The sequence below is a fragment of the Streptomyces sp. NBC_00539 genome (assembly GCF_036346105.1).
In the GTDB taxonomy this organism is placed as follows: Bacteria; Actinomycetota; Actinomycetes; order Streptomycetales; family Streptomycetaceae; genus Streptomyces.
On record NZ_CP107811.1, the window covers coordinates 4341041 to 4361148 of the forward strand.

A 20108-nucleotide genomic window follows, 5' to 3' on the forward strand; every position below is an offset into this window, starting at 1 on the left:
GGGCCGCGCCCCCTGCTACGCCGTGACCAGCTCCGGGTGCCAGCGGCGCGCCACCTCGGGGTGCGCGCGGACCCAGCCCTTGAGCTCGTTGCGGCCGTACTCCGCGTGCAGCGGATTCGACGCGTCGTGGGCCACGCCCGGCGCCGCGCGCAGGTAGTCGCCCGGGACCGTCTCCACGACCGCGTCCAGGCGCGGGTTGTAGAAGAACGGCACCGAGAACCGCTCCACCGCCCCCGGCGGGCTCACCACCCGGTGGTCGGTGGCCGTCAGGTAGCCCTCCGTCGCGATCTCCAGCAACTCGCCGAGGTTGACGACGAACGCCCCCGGCCGCGGCGGGATGTCGACGTAGCCCCCGTCCCGCACCACCTGGAGCCCGCCCACCGAGTCCTGGAGCAGCAGCGTCAGGAACCCGTAGTCCTTGTGCGCGCCGACCCCCTGGTCCGCGCCCGAGGGGGCCGATCCCGGGTAGCGGATCAGCTTCGTGTGCAGGTGGGGCCGGTCGGCGAAGGCCGCGTCGAAGAAGTCCGAGGGGGCGCCGATCGAGGCCAGCAGCTCCCGCAGCAGCCGGTGGGCGACCGAGGCGAGCCGCGCCTGCCAGTCCAGCACCACCTCGCGCAGCTCCGGCAGCGCCTCGGGCCACTGGTTGGGCCCCTCCAGCCACAGGTACGCCGGGTCGTCCGGCCCCAGCCGCGGCGCGGGCCGCTCGGCGCCGACGTCCAGCTGGTCCCGCCAGTCGGAGGAGCCGCCCGTCAGCTCGTGCCCGATCCGGGTGTAGCCGCGGAAGTGGGGGGAGTTCAGGTTGCTGACCGCCAGCCGGTCGGCTTCGGGGAGCTCGAAGAACGCCCTGGTCAGCTCCAGGATGCGGGCGGTCTCGGCCTCGCTGATGCCGTGTCCGGTCAGGTAGAGGAACCCGGTGTCGCGCGCGGCGGCGTGCAGCTGCTTGAGGAAGTCGGCGCGCTCGGCGGGGTCGTCCGCCCGGGAGAGGTCGATGACCGCGAGCGAGGGTATGGAGGAGTCGGCGGGAGAAGCGGGAGAAGCGGAAGGAGAGGGGTGCGCGGACGGCATGACGGCTCCGTTTCGGATGTCACGGGGTCCTGTTCCCCGGAGATGGCGGGGCAGCGGGTGGGGAAGGCCGTCGGCAGGGGTGGCGCCGGGGGCCGCGTAGCCGCGTACAGGACCGAAGTCGGATCGGTATTGATCAGGCTCGTGCGAGGTCCGGCGGCAGACAGCTCGTGGTGGTGACACGCATGTGATCCACATGGCGGCGCTTCACGAGTAGAACGGTCATACGGTGAGCGTACGCCCGTACCCGCCTTGATCTGTACGGGCCGATCCGGCCTGGCCGGAGAGTGCCGCCGGAGGACCGGCTACGCTGGACCCGTGGCAGTCGTCGATGTTTCCGAAGAGCTGAAGTCCCTCTCCTCGACCATGGGGTCGATCGAGGCCGTCCTGGACCTCGACAAGCTGAGGGCAGATATCGCCGTGCTCGAGGAGCAGGCAGCCGCGCCGTCCCTGTGGGACGACCCGGAGGCCGCCCAGAAGATCACGAGCAAGCTTTCCCACCTCCAGGCCGAGGTCCGCAAGACCGAGACCCTGCGCGGGCGCATCGACGACCTCTCGGTGCTCTTCGAGCTCGCCGAGGAGATGGACGACGCGGACACCCTCGCGGAGGCGGAGGCCGAGCTGGTCTCCGTGCGCAAGGCGCTGGACGAGATGGAGGTCCGGACCCTGCTCTCCGGCGAGTACGCCGAGCGCGAGGCCCTGGTCAACATCCGCGCCGAGGCCGGCGGCGTCGACGCCTCCGACTTCGCCGAGCGCCTCCAGCGCATGTACCTGCGGTGGGCCGAGCGGCACGGGTACCCCACCGAGGTGTACGAGACCTCGTACGCGGAAGAGGCCGGCATCAAGTCGACCACCTTCGTGGTCAAGGCCCCGTACGCCTACGGCACCCTTTCCGTCGAACAGGGCACCCACCGCCTCGTGCGGATCTCGCCCTTCGACAACCAGGGCCGGCGCCAGACCTCCTTCGCGGGCGTCGAGGTGCTGCCGGTCGTCGAGTCCAGCGACCACGTCGAGATCGACGAGGGCGAGCTGCGCATCGACGTGTACCGCGCCTCCGGCCCCGGCGGCCAGGGCGTCAACACGACGGACTCGGCGGTGCGCATCACGCACCTGCCGACCGGCATCGTGGTCTCCTGCCAGAACGAGCGCTCGCAGATCCAGAACAAGGCCAGCGCGATGAACGTGCTCCAGGCCAAGCTGCTGGAGCGGCGCCGCCAGGAGGAGCAGGCCAGGATGGACGCCCTCAAGGACGGCGGCAGCTCCTGGGGCAACCAGATGCGGTCCTACGTCCTGCACCCGTACCAGATGGTCAAGGACCTGCGGACGGAGTTCGAGGTCGGCAACCCGCAGGCGGTGCTCGACGGCGAGATCGACGGCTTCCTGGAAGCCGGGATCCGCTGGCGCAAGCAGCAGGAGCAGACCGCGTAATCACCCGGACGTGCGAAGGGCCCGGACACCCCACGGTGTCCGGGCCCTTCCGCTTGCGTGATCGGGCCCGGTCGGTCACGTTCGGTGACCTGAGGGACCCGCGATGATCGGGACGCGGCGGAGCTGCGCCCTACGCGGCCTTGGCCACCACCGCGAGGGCGGCTACCAGCACCACCAGCAGCGCGATGAGCGTCATCGGGTTCAGGCCTGCGAAGGGGCTCTCCTGCTGGAGGCGCTCCCGGTTCGCCCGGCACACAGGGCAGCGGCCCTGGCTCACGGGTGCGGCGCAGTTCGCGCACACGAGCCGGTCATATGTCATGCGCTCCTCCTCTCGTCCCCTGGTTCCCTTGGTGCAACGGAGCGCGGAACGAGTCCGTTCCCCTACCACTGTGCCAGCTCCGGCGGCATTCGGCGCGGCCCGTCCGGGCAATCACTCTCCGGCCCCCACGCGACCTGTGGACATATCGGGCAACTCCGGATGCCGGGCCCACACCTCGCGCCCGTTCGCGTATGGTCACGCACACCTACTCCCGGCGACCGTGGTGCACCCGTGATCCGATTCGACAGCGTCTCCAAGTCCTACCCGAAGCAGAGCCGCCCCGCACTCAGAGATGTCTCGCTGGAGATCGCGAAGGGCGAGTTCGTCTTCCTCGTCGGCTCCTCCGGCTCCGGCAAGTCCACGTTCCTGCGGCTCGTGCTGCGCGAGGAGCGGGCCAGCCACGGCCAGGTACACGTCCTGGGCAAGGACCTCGCCAAGCTCTCCAACTGGAAGGTCCCGCACATGCGGCGCCAGCTGGGGACCGTGTTCCAGGACTTCCGGCTGCTGCCCAACAAGACGGTGGCGGAGAACGTCGCCTTCGCGCAGGAAGTCATCGGCAAGCCGCGCGGCGAGATCCGCAAGGCCGTCCCCCAGGTCCTGGAGCTGGTGGGGCTGGGCGGCAAGGAGGGCCGGATGCCCGGTGAGCTGTCCGGCGGCGAGCAGCAGCGCGTGGCCATCGCCCGCGCCTTCGTCAACCGCCCGGCCCTGCTGATCGCGGACGAGCCGACCGGCAACCTCGACCCGCAGACCTCCGTCGGCATCATGAAGCTGCTGGACCGGATCAACCGGACCGGCACCACGGTGATCATGGCGACGCACGACCAGCAGATCGTGGACCAGATGCGCAAGCGCGTCATCGAACTCGAACAGGGCCGTCTCGTACGCGACCAGTCGCGCGGCGTCTACGGCTACCAGCACTGAAAGGACGCCATGCGCGCCCAGTTCGTCATGTCGGAGATCGGCGTCGGTCTCCGTCGCAATCTCACCATGACCTTCGCGGTCATCATTTCCGTGGCCCTGTCGCTGGCCCTGTTCGGTGGCTCCCTGCTCATGCGCGACCAGGTCAGCGCGATGAAGGGGTACTGGTACGACAAGGTCAACGTCACCGTCTACCTCTGTAACAAGAGCGACGCGAAGGACGCCGCCGACGCCGCGACCGACGCCGCCGCCAAGGGGGACGCCGGGGCCGTCGCCAAGGGCCCCTGCGCCAAGGGCGCGGTGACCCCCGAGCAGAAGCAGCAGATCGGGGCCGACCTCAAGAAGCTGGACCTCGTGCAGAGCGTCACGTACGAGTCCTCCGACGAGGCGTACAAGCACTACAAGGAGCGGTACGGCCAGACCGCGCTGGCCTCGGTCGTCACCCCCGACCAGATGCCGGACTCCTTCCGGGTCAAGCTCAAGAACCCGGAGCAGTACAAGGTCATCACCTCCGCGTTCGCGGGCCGGGACGGCGTGCAGTCGGTGGCCGACCAGAGCTCCGAGGTCGACAACCTGTTCAGCCTCCTCGGCACGCTCAACTGGGCGGCGCTCGGCATCATGATGATCATGCTGATCGTGGCGCTGCTGCTGATCGTCAACACGGTGCGCGTCTCGGCGTTCAGCCGTCGGCGGGAGACCGGGATCATGCGTCTCGTCGGCGCCTCCGGCTTCTACATCCAGGTGCCCTTCATCATGGAGGCGGCCGTCGCCGGCCTGATCGGCGCGGGCCTCGCCTGTGTGATGCTCGGCGCGGGGCAGTACTTCGTGATCGACCACGGCGTGGACCTGCGCCACAAGCTGGAACTGATCAACTTCATCGGCTGGGACTCCGTCTTCACCAAGCTGCCGCTGGTGCTGGTCGTCGGTCTGCTGATGCCCTCGCTGGCGGCCTTCGTCGCGTTGCGCAAGTACCTCAAGGTCTGACGGGGCCGCCGGGGTGTGACGAGCGCCCCGTGTGACGTACGCCCAACGCGCCGTGTGCGCGGGGGCCTTGTCCTAGACTCGGCGCCATGCCGGGTCCCCCCGTCCACTGTCTCCGGCCCCGCGACCTGCGTCGCGGGGCCGCTTTGACGTTGCTCTTCCTCGTGTCGGTCACCGTGGCCGCCGGCTCGGGCTGCTGGGGCGCGGGCGCCGCCACCCCGCAGTTACCGTCCGCCCGTACGGAGGCCGGTGCGGACGCGGCCCCCCGCGGGGCGGCCACCGCCGACCGGGACGCGGTGGCCCGGGCCGTCGCCGAAGCCGTCGCGGAGGGCAAGTCCGGCAAGAGGGCCGCCGAGGAGGAGGTCAGCCGCAGCGGCGACCGCTGGGCGGCCGTCTACGACCCCGCCGAGTACGCCGCCTTCGCCGAGGACCTCGACGGCCACTGGACGGGCGTCGGGGTGTGGGCCGGGCGCCGCCGCGACGGCCGGATCGAAGTGGAGCGGGTCCAGCCCGACGGCCCCGCCGCGCGGGCCGGACTGCGCGCCGGAGACCGGCTGCTGAGCGTGGACGGCCAGGACGTCACGGGGCTGACCGTCACCGAAGTGGTGGCCAAGCTGCGCGGGGAGGCCGGGACCCCGGTCGTGCTGGGCCTGAGCCGGGACGGCGCCGACCTCATCGAGACGGTGCGCCGCGAGCGGCTGAGCGCCGACCCGGTGACCGTACGGCACCTCGCGGACGGCACCACCGTCATCAAGGTCGCCTCCTTCACCCGGGGCTCCGGCAACCGCGTCCGCGACGCCGTCCGCGCGGCCCCGCCCGGCGCGGGCGTCCTGCTGGACCTGCGCGGCAACCCGGGCGGGCTGGTCACCGAGGCCGTGTCGGCCGCCTCCGCCTTCCTGGACGGGGGGCTCGTGGCGACGTACGACGTACGGGGCTCCGAGCGCGCCCTGTACGCCGAGCCGGGCGGCGACACCGCGCGCCCGCTGGTGGCGCTGGTCGACGGGGGCACGATGAGCGCGGCCGAGCTCGTCACCGGCGCCCTCCAGGACCGCGGCCGCGCGGTGACCGTCGGCACCCGCACCTTCGGCAAGGGGGCGGTGCAGATGCCGACGCAGCTGCCGGACGGCTCGGTGGCGGAGCTGACGGTGGGCACGTACCGCACCCCGGAGGGCCGCAGCATCGACGGGAGCGGCATCACGCCCGACCTGACGGCCGGCGACGGCGTCGAAGAGCGGGCCCTCGGGGTATTGGGTGGCCTCGGGGTGGGTCCGTAGTGCGAAAATGACCGCACTATGGCAAAGGAAAAAGGGCGGAAGCTGATCGCCCAGAACAAGAAGGCGCGGCACGACTACACGATCCTCGACACCTACGAGTGCGGTCTCGTGCTCACCGGCACCGAGGTCAAGTCCCTGCGCCAGGGCCGGGCGTCCCTCGTGGACGGCTTCGTGTCGGTGGAGGGCAACGAGGCCTGGCTGTACAACGTGCACGTGCCGGAGTACAGCCAGGGGACGTGGACCAACCACAGCGCCCGGCGCAAGCGCAAGCTGCTGATGCACCGGGAGGAGATCGACAAGCTGGAGCGCAAGGCCGACGAGTCGGGCCACACGATCGTGCCGTTGACGCTGTACTTCAAGGACGGCCGGGCGAAGGTCGAGATCGCTCTGGCGAAGGGCAAGAAGGAGTACGACAAGCGCCAGACGCTGCGCGAGAAGCAGGACACCCGCGAGACGAACCGCGCGATCTCGGCGATCCGCCGCAAGCAGCGCGGCACGGTCTAGCCCGGCGGTGGGGCCGCGGCGCGGGCTCGCGGTTAATCGCCTGGCATCCCGTGGTCCACTTCGCGTACCATGGGCGTAGCACCGCACCGCCCCCGGGTGGCGCGGTTTGTCAAAAAAACATGGGGATGATCGGTTTCGACAGCGGATGTCGATGCAGGGGAAGCGAGCCGAGGAAGCGGCAATGATCTCGTAAACCCTATGTCGCAAAAAATAATCGCCAACACCAAGAGCGATAACTCCCGCTTCACCCTCGCTGCCTAATAACAGTGAGCTGAAGCCTCTGTGAGGAGCGTCAGCCCGGAAGTGGTCCCGGTCCGGATCCTGGCGTCAATTAGGGATCTAAACCTCTAGCCCCGGTCACGGGGGCCTGAGGGAAACCAAACAGTGACTGAGCCCGTCGGAGACTTGTCCGTGTGATCTCCGGGGCCGAGAAAAGCGCAGCGGACTGCGCTCGGAGAAGCCCTGCTTCTGCACCGTTGGACGCGGGTTCGATTCCCGCCATCTCCACTCATCCCATGTGGGCGAAGGCCCCGCAGTCACCGACTGCGGGGCCTTCGTCATGCCGGGACGTCCCGGTTCATCCCAGACGACTGCGACTCGTACCAGGTTGCCGTACCTCGGCGGTAGGGGAAGCCGGTACGACTGTTCGGGTCGGGCGGACGGCGATGAGCAGGGCCAGGAGGGCGGCGGCCGGGGGCAGGGCGTAAGCGGTCGGCGGACCGAGGTGGTCGATCACCTGGCCGGCGGTGGCCGAGCCGACGGCGATGCCGGCGAGGATCGCGGTGACGGCGACCGTCATGCCCTCGTTGAGCCGGCCTGCCGGGGTGACGGCGTGGACGCGGGACATCGCCGTCACCATCGTCGGGGCCGTCGCCATGCCGGCGCACAGCAGTGCCACCGCGAGCAGGGGCAGGGAGCCCGTCGCGGCCGCCGCCCAGGGCAGCGTCATCGCCGCGGCCAGGGCCACGAGGCAGGTGGTCAGGCCGCGCGGGCGCAGCGCCCCGTAGAGCAGGCCGGCGGCGCAGGAGCCCAGGGCCTGGAGGGCCAGGACCGGCCCGGAGGCGGCGCCCAGGCCCAGGGCGCCGAGGTGGGCGACGGAGGTGACCTCCATCGCGCCGAACATCATGCCGAGGGCGAGGAACAGCGGCAGCAGCGGCGCCACCGCGCGCAGCGCCGAGCCGCGCGGGCGGAGCGCGGACACCGGGGGCTCGGTGGAGCGCCGGGACGTGAAGAGCAGCATGCCGGTGAGGAGCAGGGCGGCCGCCGCGAGGGTGCCGGCCTCGGGGAAGACGGCCGAGCAGAGGAACGCCGCCACGACCGGACCCAGCATGAAGCACAGCTCGTCGGCGGCCTGTTCGAAGGACATCGCCGTGTGGCGCGTGTCGGGGCAGTCGCGCAGCAGGTGCGTCCAGCGCGCGCGGGACATGCCGCCGATGTTCGGGGTGGTGGCGGTCGCCGCGTACGAGGCGAACAGGGTCCAGGCCGGCGCGTGGCCGTGGACGCTCAGGACCAGCGCGAGCGAGCCGAGGACCGCGATCAGCGTGGCCGGGACGGCGATGCGGGCCTGGCCGTGGCGGTCGATCAGCCGGGCCGTCCAGGGCGCGACCAGCGCGGTGGCCGCGAGTCCGGTCGCGGTGACGGCGCCGGCCAGCGCGTACGAACCCCGCTGCCCGGCGATCATCATCACCGCGCTGATCCCGAACATCCCCATGGGGAGCCGGGCGAGGAGGTTCCCGGCGGTGAAGGCGCGGGCTCCGGGCACGGCGAACAACCGTCGGTACGGGCCGCCCTCGCGGGCCGCCCGGGCGGGCGAGGGGCGCGAGGAGAGGGGCACGGCGTGGACGAGGGTGGAGCCGGAGACGGTCATGAGGGGGCTGCGGGACGAGGTCGCGTACGGCATGGGAACAGCCTCCGGCCGGACGGACGGCGCGGTCCAACACCTGTTCCGGGGCCATTCACCGCCCTGTGTTGTTAGTCTCCCGGGGTGATCTCCCGTGATGTGGAACCCCGGCTGCTGCGCGGGTTCGTCGCCGTCGCCGAAGACCGTCACTTCACCCGCGCCGCGGCCCGCCTGTACGTCGCGCAGCAGGCGCTGAGCAGGGACGTACGGCGGCTCGAACGGCTTCTGGGCACCACCTTGTTCGTGCGCACCACCCGGGCCGTGGAACTGACCGCCGACGGGGAGCGGCTGCTGGCGCCGGCCCGCAAGGTCCTCGCCGCGCACGAGGAGCTCGCCGCCGCCTTCGCCGGACCCCGGGCGCTGCTCGTCGACCTGAACACCGACGGTCCGAGCACCGCCCGCACCGTGCTGGAACACGCCCGCGAACTCGCCCCCGGCGTCGAGCTGATGGCCCGCTTCGAGAGCGGGCTCACGCACGCCGCCGCCGAGATCGCCGCCGGACGCCTGGACGTGTCCTTCGGGTACGCCGACGGCCTGGCCCCCGCCCTGCGCACCCGCCTCGCGCACCGGCCCGTACGGTACGAGCCGCTCGCCGTGCTGCTGCCCGACGGGCACCCGCTGGCCGCGCGCACGGAGATACCGCTGGCGGCGCTGGCGGGGGAGACCGTGTACGCCGGGGCCGGGAACCCGCGGACCCTGGAGTGGACCGGGCTCGCGCGCGAGCTCTTCGCCGGGCGGGGCATCGCGCTGGCGCCGCCCGCACCCGTGGCCGTCGGCAAGGACGAGTTCCGCCGGGTCATGGCCAAGACCCGCAACCCGGTCCTGGCCACCGTCGACTTCCCCGACATGCCGGGCTGCGCGAAACGGCCGCTCGTCGACCCCGTACCGCTGTCCCCGCTGTCGATGGTGTGGCGCAGGGGTTTCACCCACCCCGGCCTCGACGCCCTGCACGCTGCGGCGGCCGCCGGCGCCGCCGCCCGCGGCTGGCTCGACGTCCCCCCGGGCTCCTGGCGTCCGGGGGCGCTCACAGACGCCCCCGGCGGCGGGTGAGAGCAAGGTATCCCGGCGGTCATCGGCCGGGGACCGGAGCGGAAACGCGCCGTTCCTACGGTCTTCCCACGGACGCGACAGCTGTGGAGGCGTGTGATGAGCACCGGTACGACCGCACCGCGCGAAAGGGGCCGCTGGATCGAGCGGTGGGACCCCGAGGACGAGACGTTCTGGAAGGAGACCGGGGAGAGGACCGCCAGGCGGAACCTGTTGTACTCCGTGTTCTCGGAGCACATCGGGTTCTCCATCTGGTCGCTCTGGTCCGTGATGGTGCTCTTCATGGGCCCGGCGTACGGCATCGACCCCGCGGGCAAGTTCTTCCTCATCGCGACCGCCACCGCCGTCGGCGCCCTCGTGCGCATCCCGTACACCTTCGCCGTCGCCCGCTTCGGCGGCCGCAACTGGACGGTCGTCAGCGCGACCCTGCTCCTCGCGCCGACCGTGGCCGCGCTCGTGGTGATGGAACCCGGCACCCCGTACGGGGTCTTCGTCGCCGTCGCCGCGCTGACGGGCGTGGGCGGCGGGAACTTCGCCTCGTCCATGACCAACATCAACGCCTTCTTCCCGCTCCGCAAGAAGGGCTGGGCCCTCGGGCTGAACGCGGGCGGCGGGAACATCGGCGTACCGGTGGTGCAGCTCGCCGCCCTGCTGGTGATCGGCACCGCCGGGGCCGGGCACCCGCGGCTGCTGCTCGCCGCGTACGTCCCGCTGATCGTCGCGGCCGCCGCGCTGGCCTTCGTACGCATGGACAACCTGGCGCCCGTGCGCAGTGACGTGGGCGCCGTACGGGACGCGGCGCGCGATGCGCACACCTGGATCATGGCGTTCCTCTACGTCGGCACCTTCGGCTCCTTCATCGGCTACAGCTTCGCGTTCGGGCTGGTCCTGCAGACGCAGTTCGGCCGGACCCCGCTGCAGGCCGCCTCCCTCACCTTCATCGGGCCGCTCCTCGGCTCGCTGGCCCGCCCGGTGGGCGGGGCGCTCGCCGACCGGCTGGGCGGGGCGCGGATCACCCTGGCGACGTTCGTGGCGATGGCGGCGGCGACGGGGGTGGTCGTCCTCGCCTCGCTCCGCGAGTCGCTGCCGGTGTTCCTCGTCGGGTTCGTGGCGCTGTTCGCGCTGAGCGGCGTCGGCAACGGCTCGACGTACAAGATGATCCCCGGGATCTTCCAGGCCAAGGCGCTGGCCGGCGGGATGACGGGCGAGGACGCCGCGGCCTGGGGGCGCCGGCTCTCCGGGGCGTCCATGGGCCTGATCGGTGCGGTGGGCGCGCTCGGCGGCCTCGCCATCAACCTGGTGTTCCGCGAGGCGTTCACGGCCTCCGGGTCGGGCACCGCCGCGTTCGTCACCTTCCTCGGTTTCTACGCCGTGTGCTGCGCCGTGACGTGGGCGGTATACCTTCGGCGGCCCGCCGCGGGGGCACTGCCGGCGGCCGGGACGGCGGCGGAGCGGCAGCTCACCTCGGTGTAACAGCGGTTAACGGCGGCGAAATACGGTGGAACCGAGTCCGTCACGGCGCTTTGGCAGGCTCGGTTCCGTTGAGCGGGACAGCGGCACACGTGACGACCCCTTGGGCAAGGCAGGACACCACTATGGACGACGCTACGGACCAGGCTGCGGAAACGGCCACCGGCCCTCTCTCCGGGTTCACGGTCGGGGTCACCGCTGCCCGCCGCGCCGACGAGCTGATCGCCCTGCTGCGCCGGCGCGGGGCGACCGTGCTCCACGCGCCGGCCCTGCGGATCGTGCCGCTGGCCGACGACGGGGAACTGATGGCCGCGACCGAGGACTTGATCCGGCGCACGCCGGACGTGGTCGTCGCCACCACCGCGATCGGGTTCCGAGGCTGGATCGAGGCCGCCGACGGCTGGGGGATCGGCGAGGAACTGCTGGAGCGGCTGCGCACCACCGAGCTGCTGGCGCGCGGGCCGAAGGTCAAGGGCGCCGTACGGGCCGCAGGGCTGGTGGAGGCCTGGTCACCGCGGTCGGAGTCCCTCGCGGAGGTGCTGGACCGGCTGCTCGCGGGGGGAGTCGCCGGCCGGCGCATCGCGCTCCAGCTGCACGGGGAGCCGCTGCCGGGGTTCGTCGAGACGCTGCGGGAGCACGGGGCGGAGGTGGTGGTCGTACCGGTGTACCGGTGGATGCCGCCGGAGGACCCGGGCCCGCTGGACCGGCTCCTGGATGCCGTCGCCACCGGCGGGGTCGACGCCGTCACCTTCACCTCGGCCCCGGCTGCGGCCTCGCTGCTGTCCCGGGCCGGCGAACGCGGGATGCGGGAGGCGGTCCTGGAGGCGCTGCGCGGGGACGTCCTGTCGGCGTGCGTGGGGCCGGTGACGGCGCTGCCGCTCCAGGCGCAGGGCGTGGCGACGGTGCAGCCGGAGCGGTTCCGGATCGGGCCGCTGGTGCAGCTGCTGTGCCAGGAGCTGCCGGGGCGGGCCAGGGTGCTGCCGGTGGCGGGGCACCGGCTGGAGATCCGGGGCCACGGGGTGCTCGTCGACGCCGAGCTGCGGCCGGTGCCGCCGGCGGGGATGGCGCTGCTGGGCGCGCTGGCGCGGCGGCCGGGATGGGTGGTGGCGCGGGCGGAGCTGCTGGGGGTGCTGCCGGGGGCGGGGCGGGACGAGCACGCCGTGGAGACGGCGATGGCGCGGCTGCGGGCGGCGCTGGGGGTGCCGAGGCTGATCCAGACGGTGGTGAAGCGGGGGTACCGGCTGTCGCTGGACCCGGGCCGGGTGCCTCCGGCGGTGTGAGGCACGGGGGGCGGGTCGCACGGGGCTGGTCCGGCCGGCGGGGGGTGGGTTAGCGTGCCGAGGTGATGATCAACGGGGTGGAGATGAGGGGCGTCACCGTCGATGACGCCGCGGGGCTGGCCGACACGCTGGCGCGTAACCGGGCCTTCATGGCGCCGTTCGAGCCGCAGCGGCCCGAGCGGTTCTACACCGAGGCCGGGCAGCGGGAGCGGATAGAGGCGCTGCTGGCCGACCGGGACGGCGGGCGGCTGGTGCCGTTCGTACTCGTCGAGGGCGACACGCCCGTCGGCGCCATCAACCTCGGCCGCATCGAGCGAGGCCCCTTCCGCAGCGGCGGCGTGGGCTACTGGGTCGACCAGGACCGGGCCGGGCAGGGGCTGGCCACCGCCGCCCTGGAGGAGGTCTGCCGGATCGCCCGCGACGAGGTCGGCCTGCACCGGGTCGAGGCGGGCACCCTCGTCGACAACCTGGCCTCCCAACGGGTCCTCGCCAAGGCCGGCTTCGAGCAGTTCGGCCTCGCACCGCGCTACCTGCACATCAACGGCGCCTGGCGCGACCACCGCATGTTCCAGCGGCTGCTGCACGACAACCCGCCGCCCGCCCTCTAGCCTCCGGCGCAGCCGGCGGGCACTCTGGGGTGGCGGCCCACGGCAACCGAGGCGGTGACCGGTATGTGGTTCGACTCCGGGCGGGTCTGCCTGGACCTGCTGGCCACCTCCGCCCCCCGGCGGGACGCCGAGGGCATCCGGGACGGCGACGCGCTGCGGCTGTGGCTCGTCGGGGCCGGACTGGTGCCCGACCGGACGCCGCTGGGGCGGGTCGGGCCCGACTGGGTCGGGGCGTTCCGGCAGCTGCGGACCGATGTGGGGAGCCTCGTACGGGCCGAGCTGCACGGGGCCGCGCCCGAGGAGGGGGCCCTGGCCCGGGTCAACGCGGCGGCCGCCGGTCCACCCCCGGGGCTGTGTGCGGTGCGGGACCAAGAAGGGCACCTCGTGCGGGAGTTGTGCGGCGGGGTGGAATGCGCCGGGCTGCTCGCCGCCGTCGCCCGGGACGCCGTCGAGCTGCTCACCGACCCCGGCGACCGGGCGCTGCTGCGCGCCTGCGAGGGCGAGGGCTGCGCCCGCGTCTACCTCGACACCTCGCGCGGCCACCGGCGCCGGTGGTGCTCCAGCGAGCTGTGCGGCAACCGCGAACGCGTCGCCCGCCACCGCCGGCGGGTCCTGGCGGCCGGATCGGCGTAGCGCGGGACCCGCCGGGAGGGGGCGATCCGCCGGCGGTCCCGGAACGGGCGTGCGGACCCGGCCCCGCTTCGCGTACGGTTGACGGTCGCCCATGCACGTCAGAAGGGGGCCTTGGTGGCCGCGCAGAATGCCGCTGTCGACAGCACGGCGGATTCCGTCCGCGATCGGGAGATCGCGGTCGAGCAGACGCATCTCGACCGGGTGTACCGACGCCTTGAGGAGAAGATCCACGAGGCCGAGTTCCTGATGAACGACGCCGCCAAGCGCGGGCAGGTCGGCACGCCCGGCGCGCTCGCCGAGCGCGACGCGCAGGTCTTCCGCGCCGGGATCCACCTCAACCGGCTGAACAACGAGTTCGAGGACTTCCTGTTCGGCCGGGTCGACCTGGTCCTCGGCAAGGACGGCGAACGCGGCCCGGACGGGGCGTACACCTCGGTGGAGCCCGCCGACGACGCCATCCGCGACGACCTCACCGCCGACATCGCCGAGACCCTGCACATCGGGCGCATCGGCGTGCTCGACTCCGACTACGCGCCGCTGGTCATCGACTGGCGCGCCCCGGCGGCCGCGCCGTTCTACCGGTCCACGCCGAAGGACCCGGGCCGGGTCGTACGCCGCCGCGTGATCCGCTCCAAGGGCCGCAAGGTGCTCGGCGTCGAGGACGACCTGATGCGCCCCGAGGTCACCGCCCACCTCGACGGGCAGGAACTGCCCGTCATCGGCGACGGCGCCCTGATGGCCGCGCTCGGGCGGGCCCGCACGCACTCCATGCGGGACATCGTCTCCTCCATCCAGGCCGAGCAGGACCTGGTGATCCGGGCCCCCGCGGCGTCCGTCGCCGAAGTGGCGGGCGGCCCCGGTACCGGCAAGACGGCGGTGGCCCTGCACCGCGCCGCCTACCTCCTCTACCAGGACCGGCGGCGCTACTCCGGCGGCATCCTCATCGTCTCGCCGACCCCGTTGCTCGTCGCGTACACCGAAGGCGTGCTGCCCTCCCTCGGCGAGGAGGGGCAGGTCGCCATCCGGGCGCTCGGCTCGCTCGTCGACGGGGCGGAGGCGACCACGTACGACGAGCCGGCCGTGGCCCGCATCAAGGGCTCGTCCCGGATGCTCAAGGTGCTCCGCAAGGCGGTCCGGGGCGCCCTGGAACTCGGCGGCGCCGGTGGGGGCGGGGCCCCCGACCGGCTGCGGGTCGTGGCCTTCGGGCGGCGCCAGGAGCTGGAGGCCGACGAACTGAACCGCATCCGGCAGAACGTGCTCGGCGGCACCGCCCCGGTCAACCTGCTGCGGCCGCGCGCCCGCAAGCTGCTGCTGGACGCCCTGTACGCGAAGTCCGGCGCCAACGGGCGGCACAGCGACCCCGAGCTGGCCGCCGAATTGCGCTCCGCGTTCGACGAGGACATCTCCACCGAGGACTCCTTCATCGAGTTCCTGAACGCCTGGTGGCCCGAGCTGACCCCGCGCGGGGTGCTGGCCGCGATGGCCGACGAGCGCAGGCTCGGCCGCTGGTCGCGCCGGGACCTGAACCAGCGCGAGGTCCGCCAGCTGGCGCGCTCCCTGCGCCGGACCGGCCCGGACGGCAAGGGGCCGCTGTCGGTGCACGACGTGGCGCTGCTGGACGAGCTCCAGCAGCTGCTGGGCGCGCCCGCGCGGCCCCGCCGCAAGCGGGAGTTCGATCCGCTGGACCAGCTCAGCGGGCTGGAGGAGCTGATGCCGGCCCGCGAGGAGACCCAGTGGGAGCGGGCGGAGCGGATCGCGGCGGAGCGCACCGAGTACGCGCACGTCATCGTGGACGAGGCCCAGGACCTGACGCCGATGCAGTGGCGGATGGTGGGCCGCCGGGGCCGCCACGGAACCTGGACGGTGGTCGGCGACCCCGCCCAGTCCTCCTGGACGGACCCGCAGGAGGCGGCCGCGGCGCGCGACGAGGCGCTGGGGACCCGGCCGCGCCGGCGGTTCACGCTGACCGTGAACTACCGCAACCCGGCGGAGGTCGCGGAGGTCGCCTCCCGCGTGCTGCGCCGGGCGATGCCGGGGATGGAACCGCCGCGGGCGGTCCGCTCCACGGGCCTGGAGCCCCGTTTCACGGCCGCGGAGGGCGACCTGGGCCGTGCGGTGCGCCAGGAGACCCGGCGGCTGCTGGAGCAGGTGGACGGCACGGTCGGCGTGGTCGTGGCCATGGACCGGCGCGCGGAGGCCGCCGGGTGGCTGGCGGACCTCGGCGAGCGGGCGGTGGCGCTCGGCAGCCTGGAGGCGAAGGGGCTGGAGTACGACGCCACGGTGGTGGTCTCCCCGGCGGAGATCGCCGACGAATCGCCGGCCGGGCTGCGGGTGCTGTACGTGGCGCTGACGCGCGCGACGCAGCAGCTGACGGTGGTCTCCACCCCCCGGGACGCACCCGACGCCTCGGGCGTGCCCGCGCTGCTGGCCCCGGAGGCCGGCTGACTGGGCCGGATGGCCCGCGGCCAGGGGTGTGGTGGCGGGAACAACTGCCGGGAGGGGGATCGCATTCGGCGATCCTTTGTTAGCCTGGGTACGACACCGGCTCGATCCAAGCCCCCGGGCCCAACCTTCGTCGCCTAGAGCGACCACTTGCCGCGAGGCGAGCATGGCGGGTCGGTGTTCCAGCGTGAAAAACAGGTCTGCCCCTCCGCGGTCGCGGAGGGGCAGACCTGTTGTGCGTTCGGGCCCTTGCTTGGGGGTGGACTTCCGCGCCCACCTCAAATCTCGTATGGTGGAAGAGTTCTTCCGAAATTTGTAGCTGGTTACCTTGTACCGGCTGGTAGGTGGGACGATCGGACAACAGGTCCTGCCGCACGTGCCGTGCAGCGGGCCCTGTGTACAGAAAAACCAGGGAACAGAAGAGGAACACGGCCATGGCAACGGCGCCCAGCGTCTCGTACTCGATGACGGTCCGCTTGGAAGTGCCCGCGAGCGGAACCGCGGTCTCCCAGCTCACCACCGCCGTGGAGTCGTCCGGAGGATCCGTCACCGGCCTCGACGTCACCGCGTCCGGCCACGAGAAGCTCCGTATCGACGTCACCATCGCCGCGACCTCCACCGCGCACGCGGACGAGATCGTCGAGAAGCTGCGCGGCATCGAGGGCGTCAGCCTGGGCAAGGTCTCCGACCGAACCTTCCTGATGCACCTCGGCGGCAAGATCGAGATGTCGTCCAAGCACCCCATCCGCAACCGCGACGACCTCTCGATGATCTACACCCCCGGTGTCGCCCGCGTCTGCACGGCCATCGCCGAGAACCCCGAGGACGCGCGCCGCCTGACCATCAAGCGCAACTCCGTCGCAGTCGTGACGGACGGCTCCGCCGTACTGGGCCTCGGCAACATCGGCCCGATGGCCGCGCTGCCCGTCATGGAGGGCAAGGCGGCCCTCTTCAAGCGCTTCGCCGGCATCGACGCCTGGCCGATCTGCCTCGACACCCAGGACAGCGACGAGATCGTCGCCGCCGTCAAGGCCATCGCACCCGGCTTCGCCGGCATCAACCTGGAGGACATCTCCGCGCCGCGCTGCTTCGAGATCGAAGCCCGGCTGCGCGAGGCCCTCGACATCCCCGTCTTCCACGACGACCAGCACGGCACCGCGATCGTCGTACTCGCCGCCCTGACCAACGCACTTCGCGTGGTGGGCAAGGCAGTTGGCGACGTCAAGGTCGTCATGTCGGGCGCCGGCGCGGCGGGCACCGCCATCCTCAAGCTGCTCCTCGCGGCCGGGGTGAAGAACGCCGTCAGCGCCGACATCAACGGGGTCGTGCACGCGGGCCGCCCCGACCTGGTCGACGCCGCCCCCGACTCCCCGCTGCGCTGGATCGCCGACAACACCAACCCCGAGGGCTACACCGGCACCCTCAAGGAGGCCGTGGTCGGCGCCGACGTCTTCATCGGCGTCTCGGCCCCCAACGTCCTCAACGGCGAGGACGTGGCCGCCATGGCCGAGGGCGCGATCGTGTTCGCGCTCGCGAACCCGGACCCGGAGGTCGACCCGGCCATCGCCCGCCAGACCGCCGCCGTCGTGGCCACCGGCCGCTCCGACTTCCCCAACCAGATCAACAACGTCCTGGTCTTCCCGGGCGTCTTCCGCGGTCTGCTGGACGCCCAGTCGCGCACCGTGGACACGGGCATGATGCTGGCCGCGGCCACCGCACTGGCCGATGTCGTCGGCGAGGACGAGCTCAACGCGAACTACATCATCCCGTCGGTGTTCAACGACAAGGTCGCGGGCGCGGTCGCCGGAGCCGTCCGCAAGGCCGCCTCGGCCCCTGTGACGGCACCCACCTCCGCCTGATCCCGGCGCGTCGCGGGATGCGGGCCCGGCCGGGCGCCTCTAGGGTTGCGGGGATGCCCGCGGGGCCCGCGGTCCGCATCCACCGGAACGACAGGTGCGGACGGAGCGTCACCGCGGCGTGACTGTGGCGCTTTTCGTGTGACCCTGGCGGGTGCCGGATTGGCTTTCCCGCCGCTGGTGGGGGCAGGATGCGTAACCGGGCGAGAGGGTCTGACGTTCAGACCCGGGTCCGGGGACTGTCCGAGGGCCCTGGCAGCATCGGCTTCGATCTCACGCCTCTAAGGCAAGTTGAACACGGGAGTACAACATGAACCGCAGTGAGCTGGTGGCCGCTCTGTCCGAGCGCGCCGAGGTGACCCGCAAGGACGCCGACGCCGTTCTGGCCGCGCTCGCCGAGACCGTCGGCGAGATCGTCGCCAAGGGCGACGAGAAGGTCACCATCCCCGGCTTCCTGACCTTCGAGCGCACCCACCGTGCCGCTCGCACCGCGCGCAACCCGCAGACCGGCGACCCCATCCAGATCCCGGCCGGCTACAGCGTGAAGGTCTCCGCGGGCTCCAAGCTCAAGGAAGCCGCCAAGGGCAAGTAGCACCGCCCTTGTGCCGAGGGCCGCACAGGCCCTCGGGACGGCAGTGGTACGCACAACCGCCAAGGGCGGCCACCCCCGTACGGGAGTGGCCGCCCTTCGGCCTGTCCGGGGCCCTCCGCGGGCCCCGGACGTCGACCGGGTCTAGACGAGGTCGCCGTTCGGCAGTTCGACCTTGGCGCCCAGCTCGACGAGCTTCTCCATGAAGTTCTCGTAGCCGCGGTTGATGAGGTCGATGCCGTGCACCCGCGAGGTGCCCTCGGCGGCCAGCGCCGCGATCAGGTACGAGAACCCGCCGCGCAGGTCGGGGATGACCAGATCGGCGCCCTGCAGCCTGGTGGGGCCGGACACGACCGCCGAGTGCAGGAAGTTGCGCTGCCCGAAACGGCACGCGGAGCCGCCCAGGCACTCCCGGTACAGCTGGATGTGTGCACCCATCTGGTTGAGCGCGGAGGTGAATCCGAGCCGCGACTCGTACACCGTCTCGTGCACGATGGACAGGCCGGAGGCCTGCGTCAGCGCGACGACCAGCGGCTGCTGCCAGTCGGTCTGGAAGCCGGGGTGCACGTCCGTCTCCAGCGCGATGGCCTTGAGCGGACCGCCGGGGTGCCAGAAGCGGATGCCCTCGTCGTCGATCTCGAACGCGCCGCCGACCCGCCGGAAGGTGTTCAGGAAGGTCATCATCGAGCGCTGCTGCGCGCCGCGGACGTAGATGTTGCCGCCGGTGGCGAGCGCCGCGGAGGCCCACGAGGCGGCTTCCAGGCGGTCCGGGAGCGCCTTGTGGTTGTAGCCGGTGAGCTCGTCCACGCCGGTGATCCGGATCGTCCGGTCGGTGTCGAGGGAGATGATCGCGCCCATCTTCTGCAGGACGCAGATGAGGTCTTCGATCTCCGGTTCGACGGCGGCGTTGCTGAGCTCGGTGACGCCTTCGGCCAGGACGGCCGTCAGGAGCACCTGTTCGGTCGAACCGACCGAGGGGTACGGCAGCCGGATCTTGCAGCCGCGCAGGCGCTGCGGCGCCTCCAGGTACTGACCGCCCTCGCGCTTCTCGATGGTCGCGCCGAACTGGCGGAGCACGTCGAAGTGGAAGTCGATGGGACGGCCGCCGATGTCGCATCCGCCGAGGCCGGGGATGAAGGCGTGGCCGAGGCGGTGCAGCAGCGGACCGCAGAACAGGATCGGGATCCGGGAGGATCCCGCGTGCGCGTCGATGTCGGCGACGTTGGCGGCCTCGACGTACGTGGGGTCGAGGATCAGCTCGCCCGGCTCCTCGCCGGGGCGCACGGTGACGCCGTGCAGCTGGAGCAGGCCGCGGACGACGCGGACGTCACGGATGTCGGGCACGTTGCGCAGCCGGCTGGGGGCGCTGCCGAGCAGAGCGGCCACCATGGCCTTCGGCACGAGGTTCTTCGCGCCGCGGACACGGATCTCGCCCTCGAGCGGGGTACCGCCGTGGACAAGCAGGACATCGTCAGTGCCGGTCATGGATCTCGCGTTCCGAAGAGGTACTCCCCGGTGATCGGGGGAGTGTGGGCAGGGGCCAGTGAAAAGGGTAAGGGGCACCACCCCCTTGTTCGTAAGGCCGACGCGGCCGCAGGACCGTCATCGATGAGGCACGGCCGCCCTCTTGGCACCCACCGTGCGCACACTGTTGCGGAGTGTCGCGTTCCGGACCGCTCGGGGCCGTTCGGGGCGGGTCCAGGGCCGTCCGGGGCCCCTTCGCGCACCGTTCGGGGGCCACTCGGGCGACAATCGGGGAACTTCCCGAAGAGCGCTGCGGGTCCCGCCGCGACCGGA

Annotated in this window: 17 protein-coding genes and 1 other RNA gene; 14 read left to right on the forward strand and 4 right to left on the reverse strand. The window is 72.1% G+C overall.

Annotated features, from left to right (window positions below; translation table 11 throughout):
* Positions 1 to 15: 15 nt before the first annotated feature.
* A complete protein-coding gene (locus tag OG861_RS19455; protein WP_329195645.1) occupies positions 16 to 1065 on the reverse strand; it encodes an isopenicillin N synthase family dioxygenase in 1050 nt (349 codons plus the stop codon).
* Positions 1066 to 1380: 315 nt separating this feature from the next.
* Here OG861_RS19455 and prfB point away from each other — a divergent pair, with 315 nt between their 5' ends.
* Entirely contained in the window at positions 1381 to 2490 is a 1110-nt protein-coding gene (gene prfB, locus OG861_RS19460; RefSeq protein WP_329195643.1) for a peptide chain release factor 2, read from the forward strand.
* 130 nt (positions 2491 to 2620) lie between these two features.
* Here the strand turns inward: prfB and OG861_RS19465 are convergent, their stop codons facing one another.
* Positions 2621 to 2809, reverse strand: coding sequence for a hypothetical protein (locus OG861_RS19465; RefSeq protein WP_329195641.1), 189 nt, complete (start codon positions 2807 to 2809; stop codon positions 2621 to 2623).
* Between the two features lie 231 nt (positions 2810 to 3040).
* Here OG861_RS19465 and ftsE point away from each other — a divergent pair, with 231 nt between their 5' ends.
* From ftsE to ssrA, 5 genes are all read left to right on the forward strand, one after another.
* A complete protein-coding gene (gene ftsE / locus OG861_RS19470; RefSeq protein WP_190182673.1) occupies positions 3041 to 3730 on the forward strand; it encodes a cell division ATP-binding protein FtsE in 690 nt (229 codons plus the stop codon).
* A 9-nt stretch (positions 3731 to 3739) separates the two neighbouring features.
* Positions 3740 to 4711 carry a permease-like cell division protein FtsX gene (gene ftsX / locus OG861_RS19475; protein WP_329195637.1) on the forward strand — a complete coding sequence of 324 codons (972 nt, stop codon included), beginning with the start codon at positions 3740 to 3742 and terminating at the stop codon, positions 4709 to 4711.
* Positions 4712 to 4797: 86 nt separating this feature from the next.
* Positions 4798 to 5982 (forward strand): S41 family peptidase, encoded by a 1185-nt coding sequence (locus OG861_RS19480; RefSeq protein ID WP_329195636.1) that lies wholly within the window; start codon positions 4798 to 4800, stop codon positions 5980 to 5982.
* 18 nt (positions 5983 to 6000) lie between these two features.
* Positions 6001 to 6486 carry an SsrA-binding protein SmpB gene (smpB, locus tag OG861_RS19485; protein WP_329195634.1) on the forward strand — a complete coding sequence of 162 codons (486 nt, stop codon included), beginning with the start codon at positions 6001 to 6003 and terminating at the stop codon, positions 6484 to 6486.
* Positions 6487 to 6607: 121 nt separating this feature from the next.
* Positions 6608 to 6996, forward strand: a transfer-messenger RNA (tmRNA) gene (ssrA, locus tag OG861_RS19490).
* Between the two features lie 67 nt (positions 6997 to 7063).
* Here ssrA and OG861_RS19495 read toward each other — a convergent pair.
* Positions 7064 to 8386: an MFS transporter gene (locus tag OG861_RS19495; protein WP_329195631.1), complete on the reverse strand. Its 1323-nt coding sequence runs from the start codon at positions 8384 to 8386 to the stop codon at positions 7064 to 7066.
* Between the two features lie 84 nt (positions 8387 to 8470).
* On the opposite strand from OG861_RS19495, the gene OG861_RS19500 reads away from it, so the two are divergent.
* From OG861_RS19500 to OG861_RS19535, 8 genes are all read left to right on the forward strand, one after another.
* A complete protein-coding gene (locus OG861_RS19500; protein ID WP_329195629.1) occupies positions 8471 to 9436 on the forward strand; it encodes a LysR family transcriptional regulator in 966 nt (321 codons plus the stop codon).
* 96 nt (positions 9437 to 9532) lie between these two features.
* Positions 9533 to 10906 carry a nitrate/nitrite transporter gene (locus OG861_RS19505; protein ID WP_329195627.1) on the forward strand — a complete coding sequence of 458 codons (1374 nt, stop codon included), beginning with the start codon at positions 9533 to 9535 and terminating at the stop codon, positions 10904 to 10906.
* A 122-nt stretch (positions 10907 to 11028) separates the two neighbouring features.
* Positions 11029 to 12183, forward strand: coding sequence for a uroporphyrinogen-III synthase (locus tag OG861_RS19510; protein ID WP_329195625.1), 1155 nt, complete (start codon positions 11029 to 11031; stop codon positions 12181 to 12183).
* 65 nt (positions 12184 to 12248) lie between these two features.
* On the forward strand, positions 12249 to 12791 hold the full coding sequence (locus OG861_RS19515; RefSeq protein ID WP_443056762.1) for a GNAT family N-acetyltransferase: 543 nt from the start codon (positions 12249 to 12251) through the stop codon (positions 12789 to 12791).
* 63 nt (positions 12792 to 12854) lie between these two features.
* Positions 12855 to 13424 carry a CGNR zinc finger domain-containing protein gene (locus OG861_RS19520; RefSeq protein ID WP_329195623.1) on the forward strand — a complete coding sequence of 190 codons (570 nt, stop codon included), beginning with the start codon at positions 12855 to 12857 and terminating at the stop codon, positions 13422 to 13424.
* Between the two features lie 114 nt (positions 13425 to 13538).
* On the forward strand, positions 13539 to 15869 hold the full coding sequence (locus tag OG861_RS19525) for a HelD family protein (protein WP_329195622.1): 2331 nt from the start codon (positions 13539 to 13541) through the stop codon (positions 15867 to 15869).
* Positions 15870 to 16300: 431 nt separating this feature from the next.
* Entirely contained in the window at positions 16301 to 17725 is a 1425-nt protein-coding gene (locus OG861_RS19530) for an NAD-dependent malic enzyme (RefSeq protein WP_329195620.1), read from the forward strand.
* Positions 17726 to 18032: 307 nt separating this feature from the next.
* Positions 18033 to 18314, forward strand: a complete 282-nt coding sequence (locus OG861_RS19535; protein WP_007264399.1) for an HU family DNA-binding protein — start codon at positions 18033 to 18035, stop codon at positions 18312 to 18314.
* Between the two features lie 141 nt (positions 18315 to 18455).
* Here OG861_RS19535 and murA read toward each other — a convergent pair whose 3' ends face one another.
* A complete protein-coding gene (murA, locus tag OG861_RS19540; protein ID WP_136214433.1) occupies positions 18456 to 19796 on the reverse strand; it encodes a UDP-N-acetylglucosamine 1-carboxyvinyltransferase in 1341 nt (446 codons plus the stop codon).
* Positions 19797 to 20108: the final 312 nt, after the last annotated feature.

Coding starts and splice junctions, on each gene's coding strand:
- OG861_RS19480 (WP_329195636.1), top strand. CDS start 4,798: ATGCCGGGTCCCCCCGTCCACTGTCTCCGGCCCCGCGACCTGCGTCGC.
- OG861_RS19520 (WP_329195623.1), top strand. CDS start 12,855: ATGTGGTTCGACTCCGGGCGGGTCTGCCTGGACCTGCTGGCCACCTCC.
- OG861_RS19515 (WP_443056762.1), top strand. CDS start 12,249: ATGATCAACGGGGTGGAGATGAGGGGCGTCACCGTCGATGACGCCGCG.
- smpB (WP_329195634.1), top strand. CDS start 6,001: ATGGCAAAGGAAAAAGGGCGGAAGCTGATCGCCCAGAACAAGAAGGCG.
- OG861_RS19535 (WP_007264399.1), top strand. CDS start 18,033: ATGAACCGCAGTGAGCTGGTGGCCGCTCTGTCCGAGCGCGCCGAGGTG.
- ftsX (WP_329195637.1), top strand. CDS start 3,740: ATGCGCGCCCAGTTCGTCATGTCGGAGATCGGCGTCGGTCTCCGTCGC.
- OG861_RS19530 (WP_329195620.1), top strand. CDS start 16,301: ATGGCAACGGCGCCCAGCGTCTCGTACTCGATGACGGTCCGCTTGGAA.
- OG861_RS19465 (WP_329195641.1), bottom strand. CDS start 2,809: ATGACATATGACCGGCTCGTGTGCGCGAACTGCGCCGCACCCGTGAGC.
- OG861_RS19455 (WP_329195645.1), bottom strand. CDS start 1,065: ATGCCGTCCGCGCACCCCTCTCCTTCCGCTTCTCCCGCTTCTCCCGCC.
- OG861_RS19505 (WP_329195627.1), top strand. CDS start 9,533: ATGAGCACCGGTACGACCGCACCGCGCGAAAGGGGCCGCTGGATCGAG.
- OG861_RS19510 (WP_329195625.1), top strand. CDS start 11,029: ATGGACGACGCTACGGACCAGGCTGCGGAAACGGCCACCGGCCCTCTC.
- OG861_RS19495 (WP_329195631.1), bottom strand. CDS start 8,386: ATGCCGTACGCGACCTCGTCCCGCAGCCCCCTCATGACCGTCTCCGGC.
- murA (WP_136214433.1), bottom strand. CDS start 19,796: ATGACCGGCACTGACGATGTCCTGCTTGTCCACGGCGGTACCCCGCTC.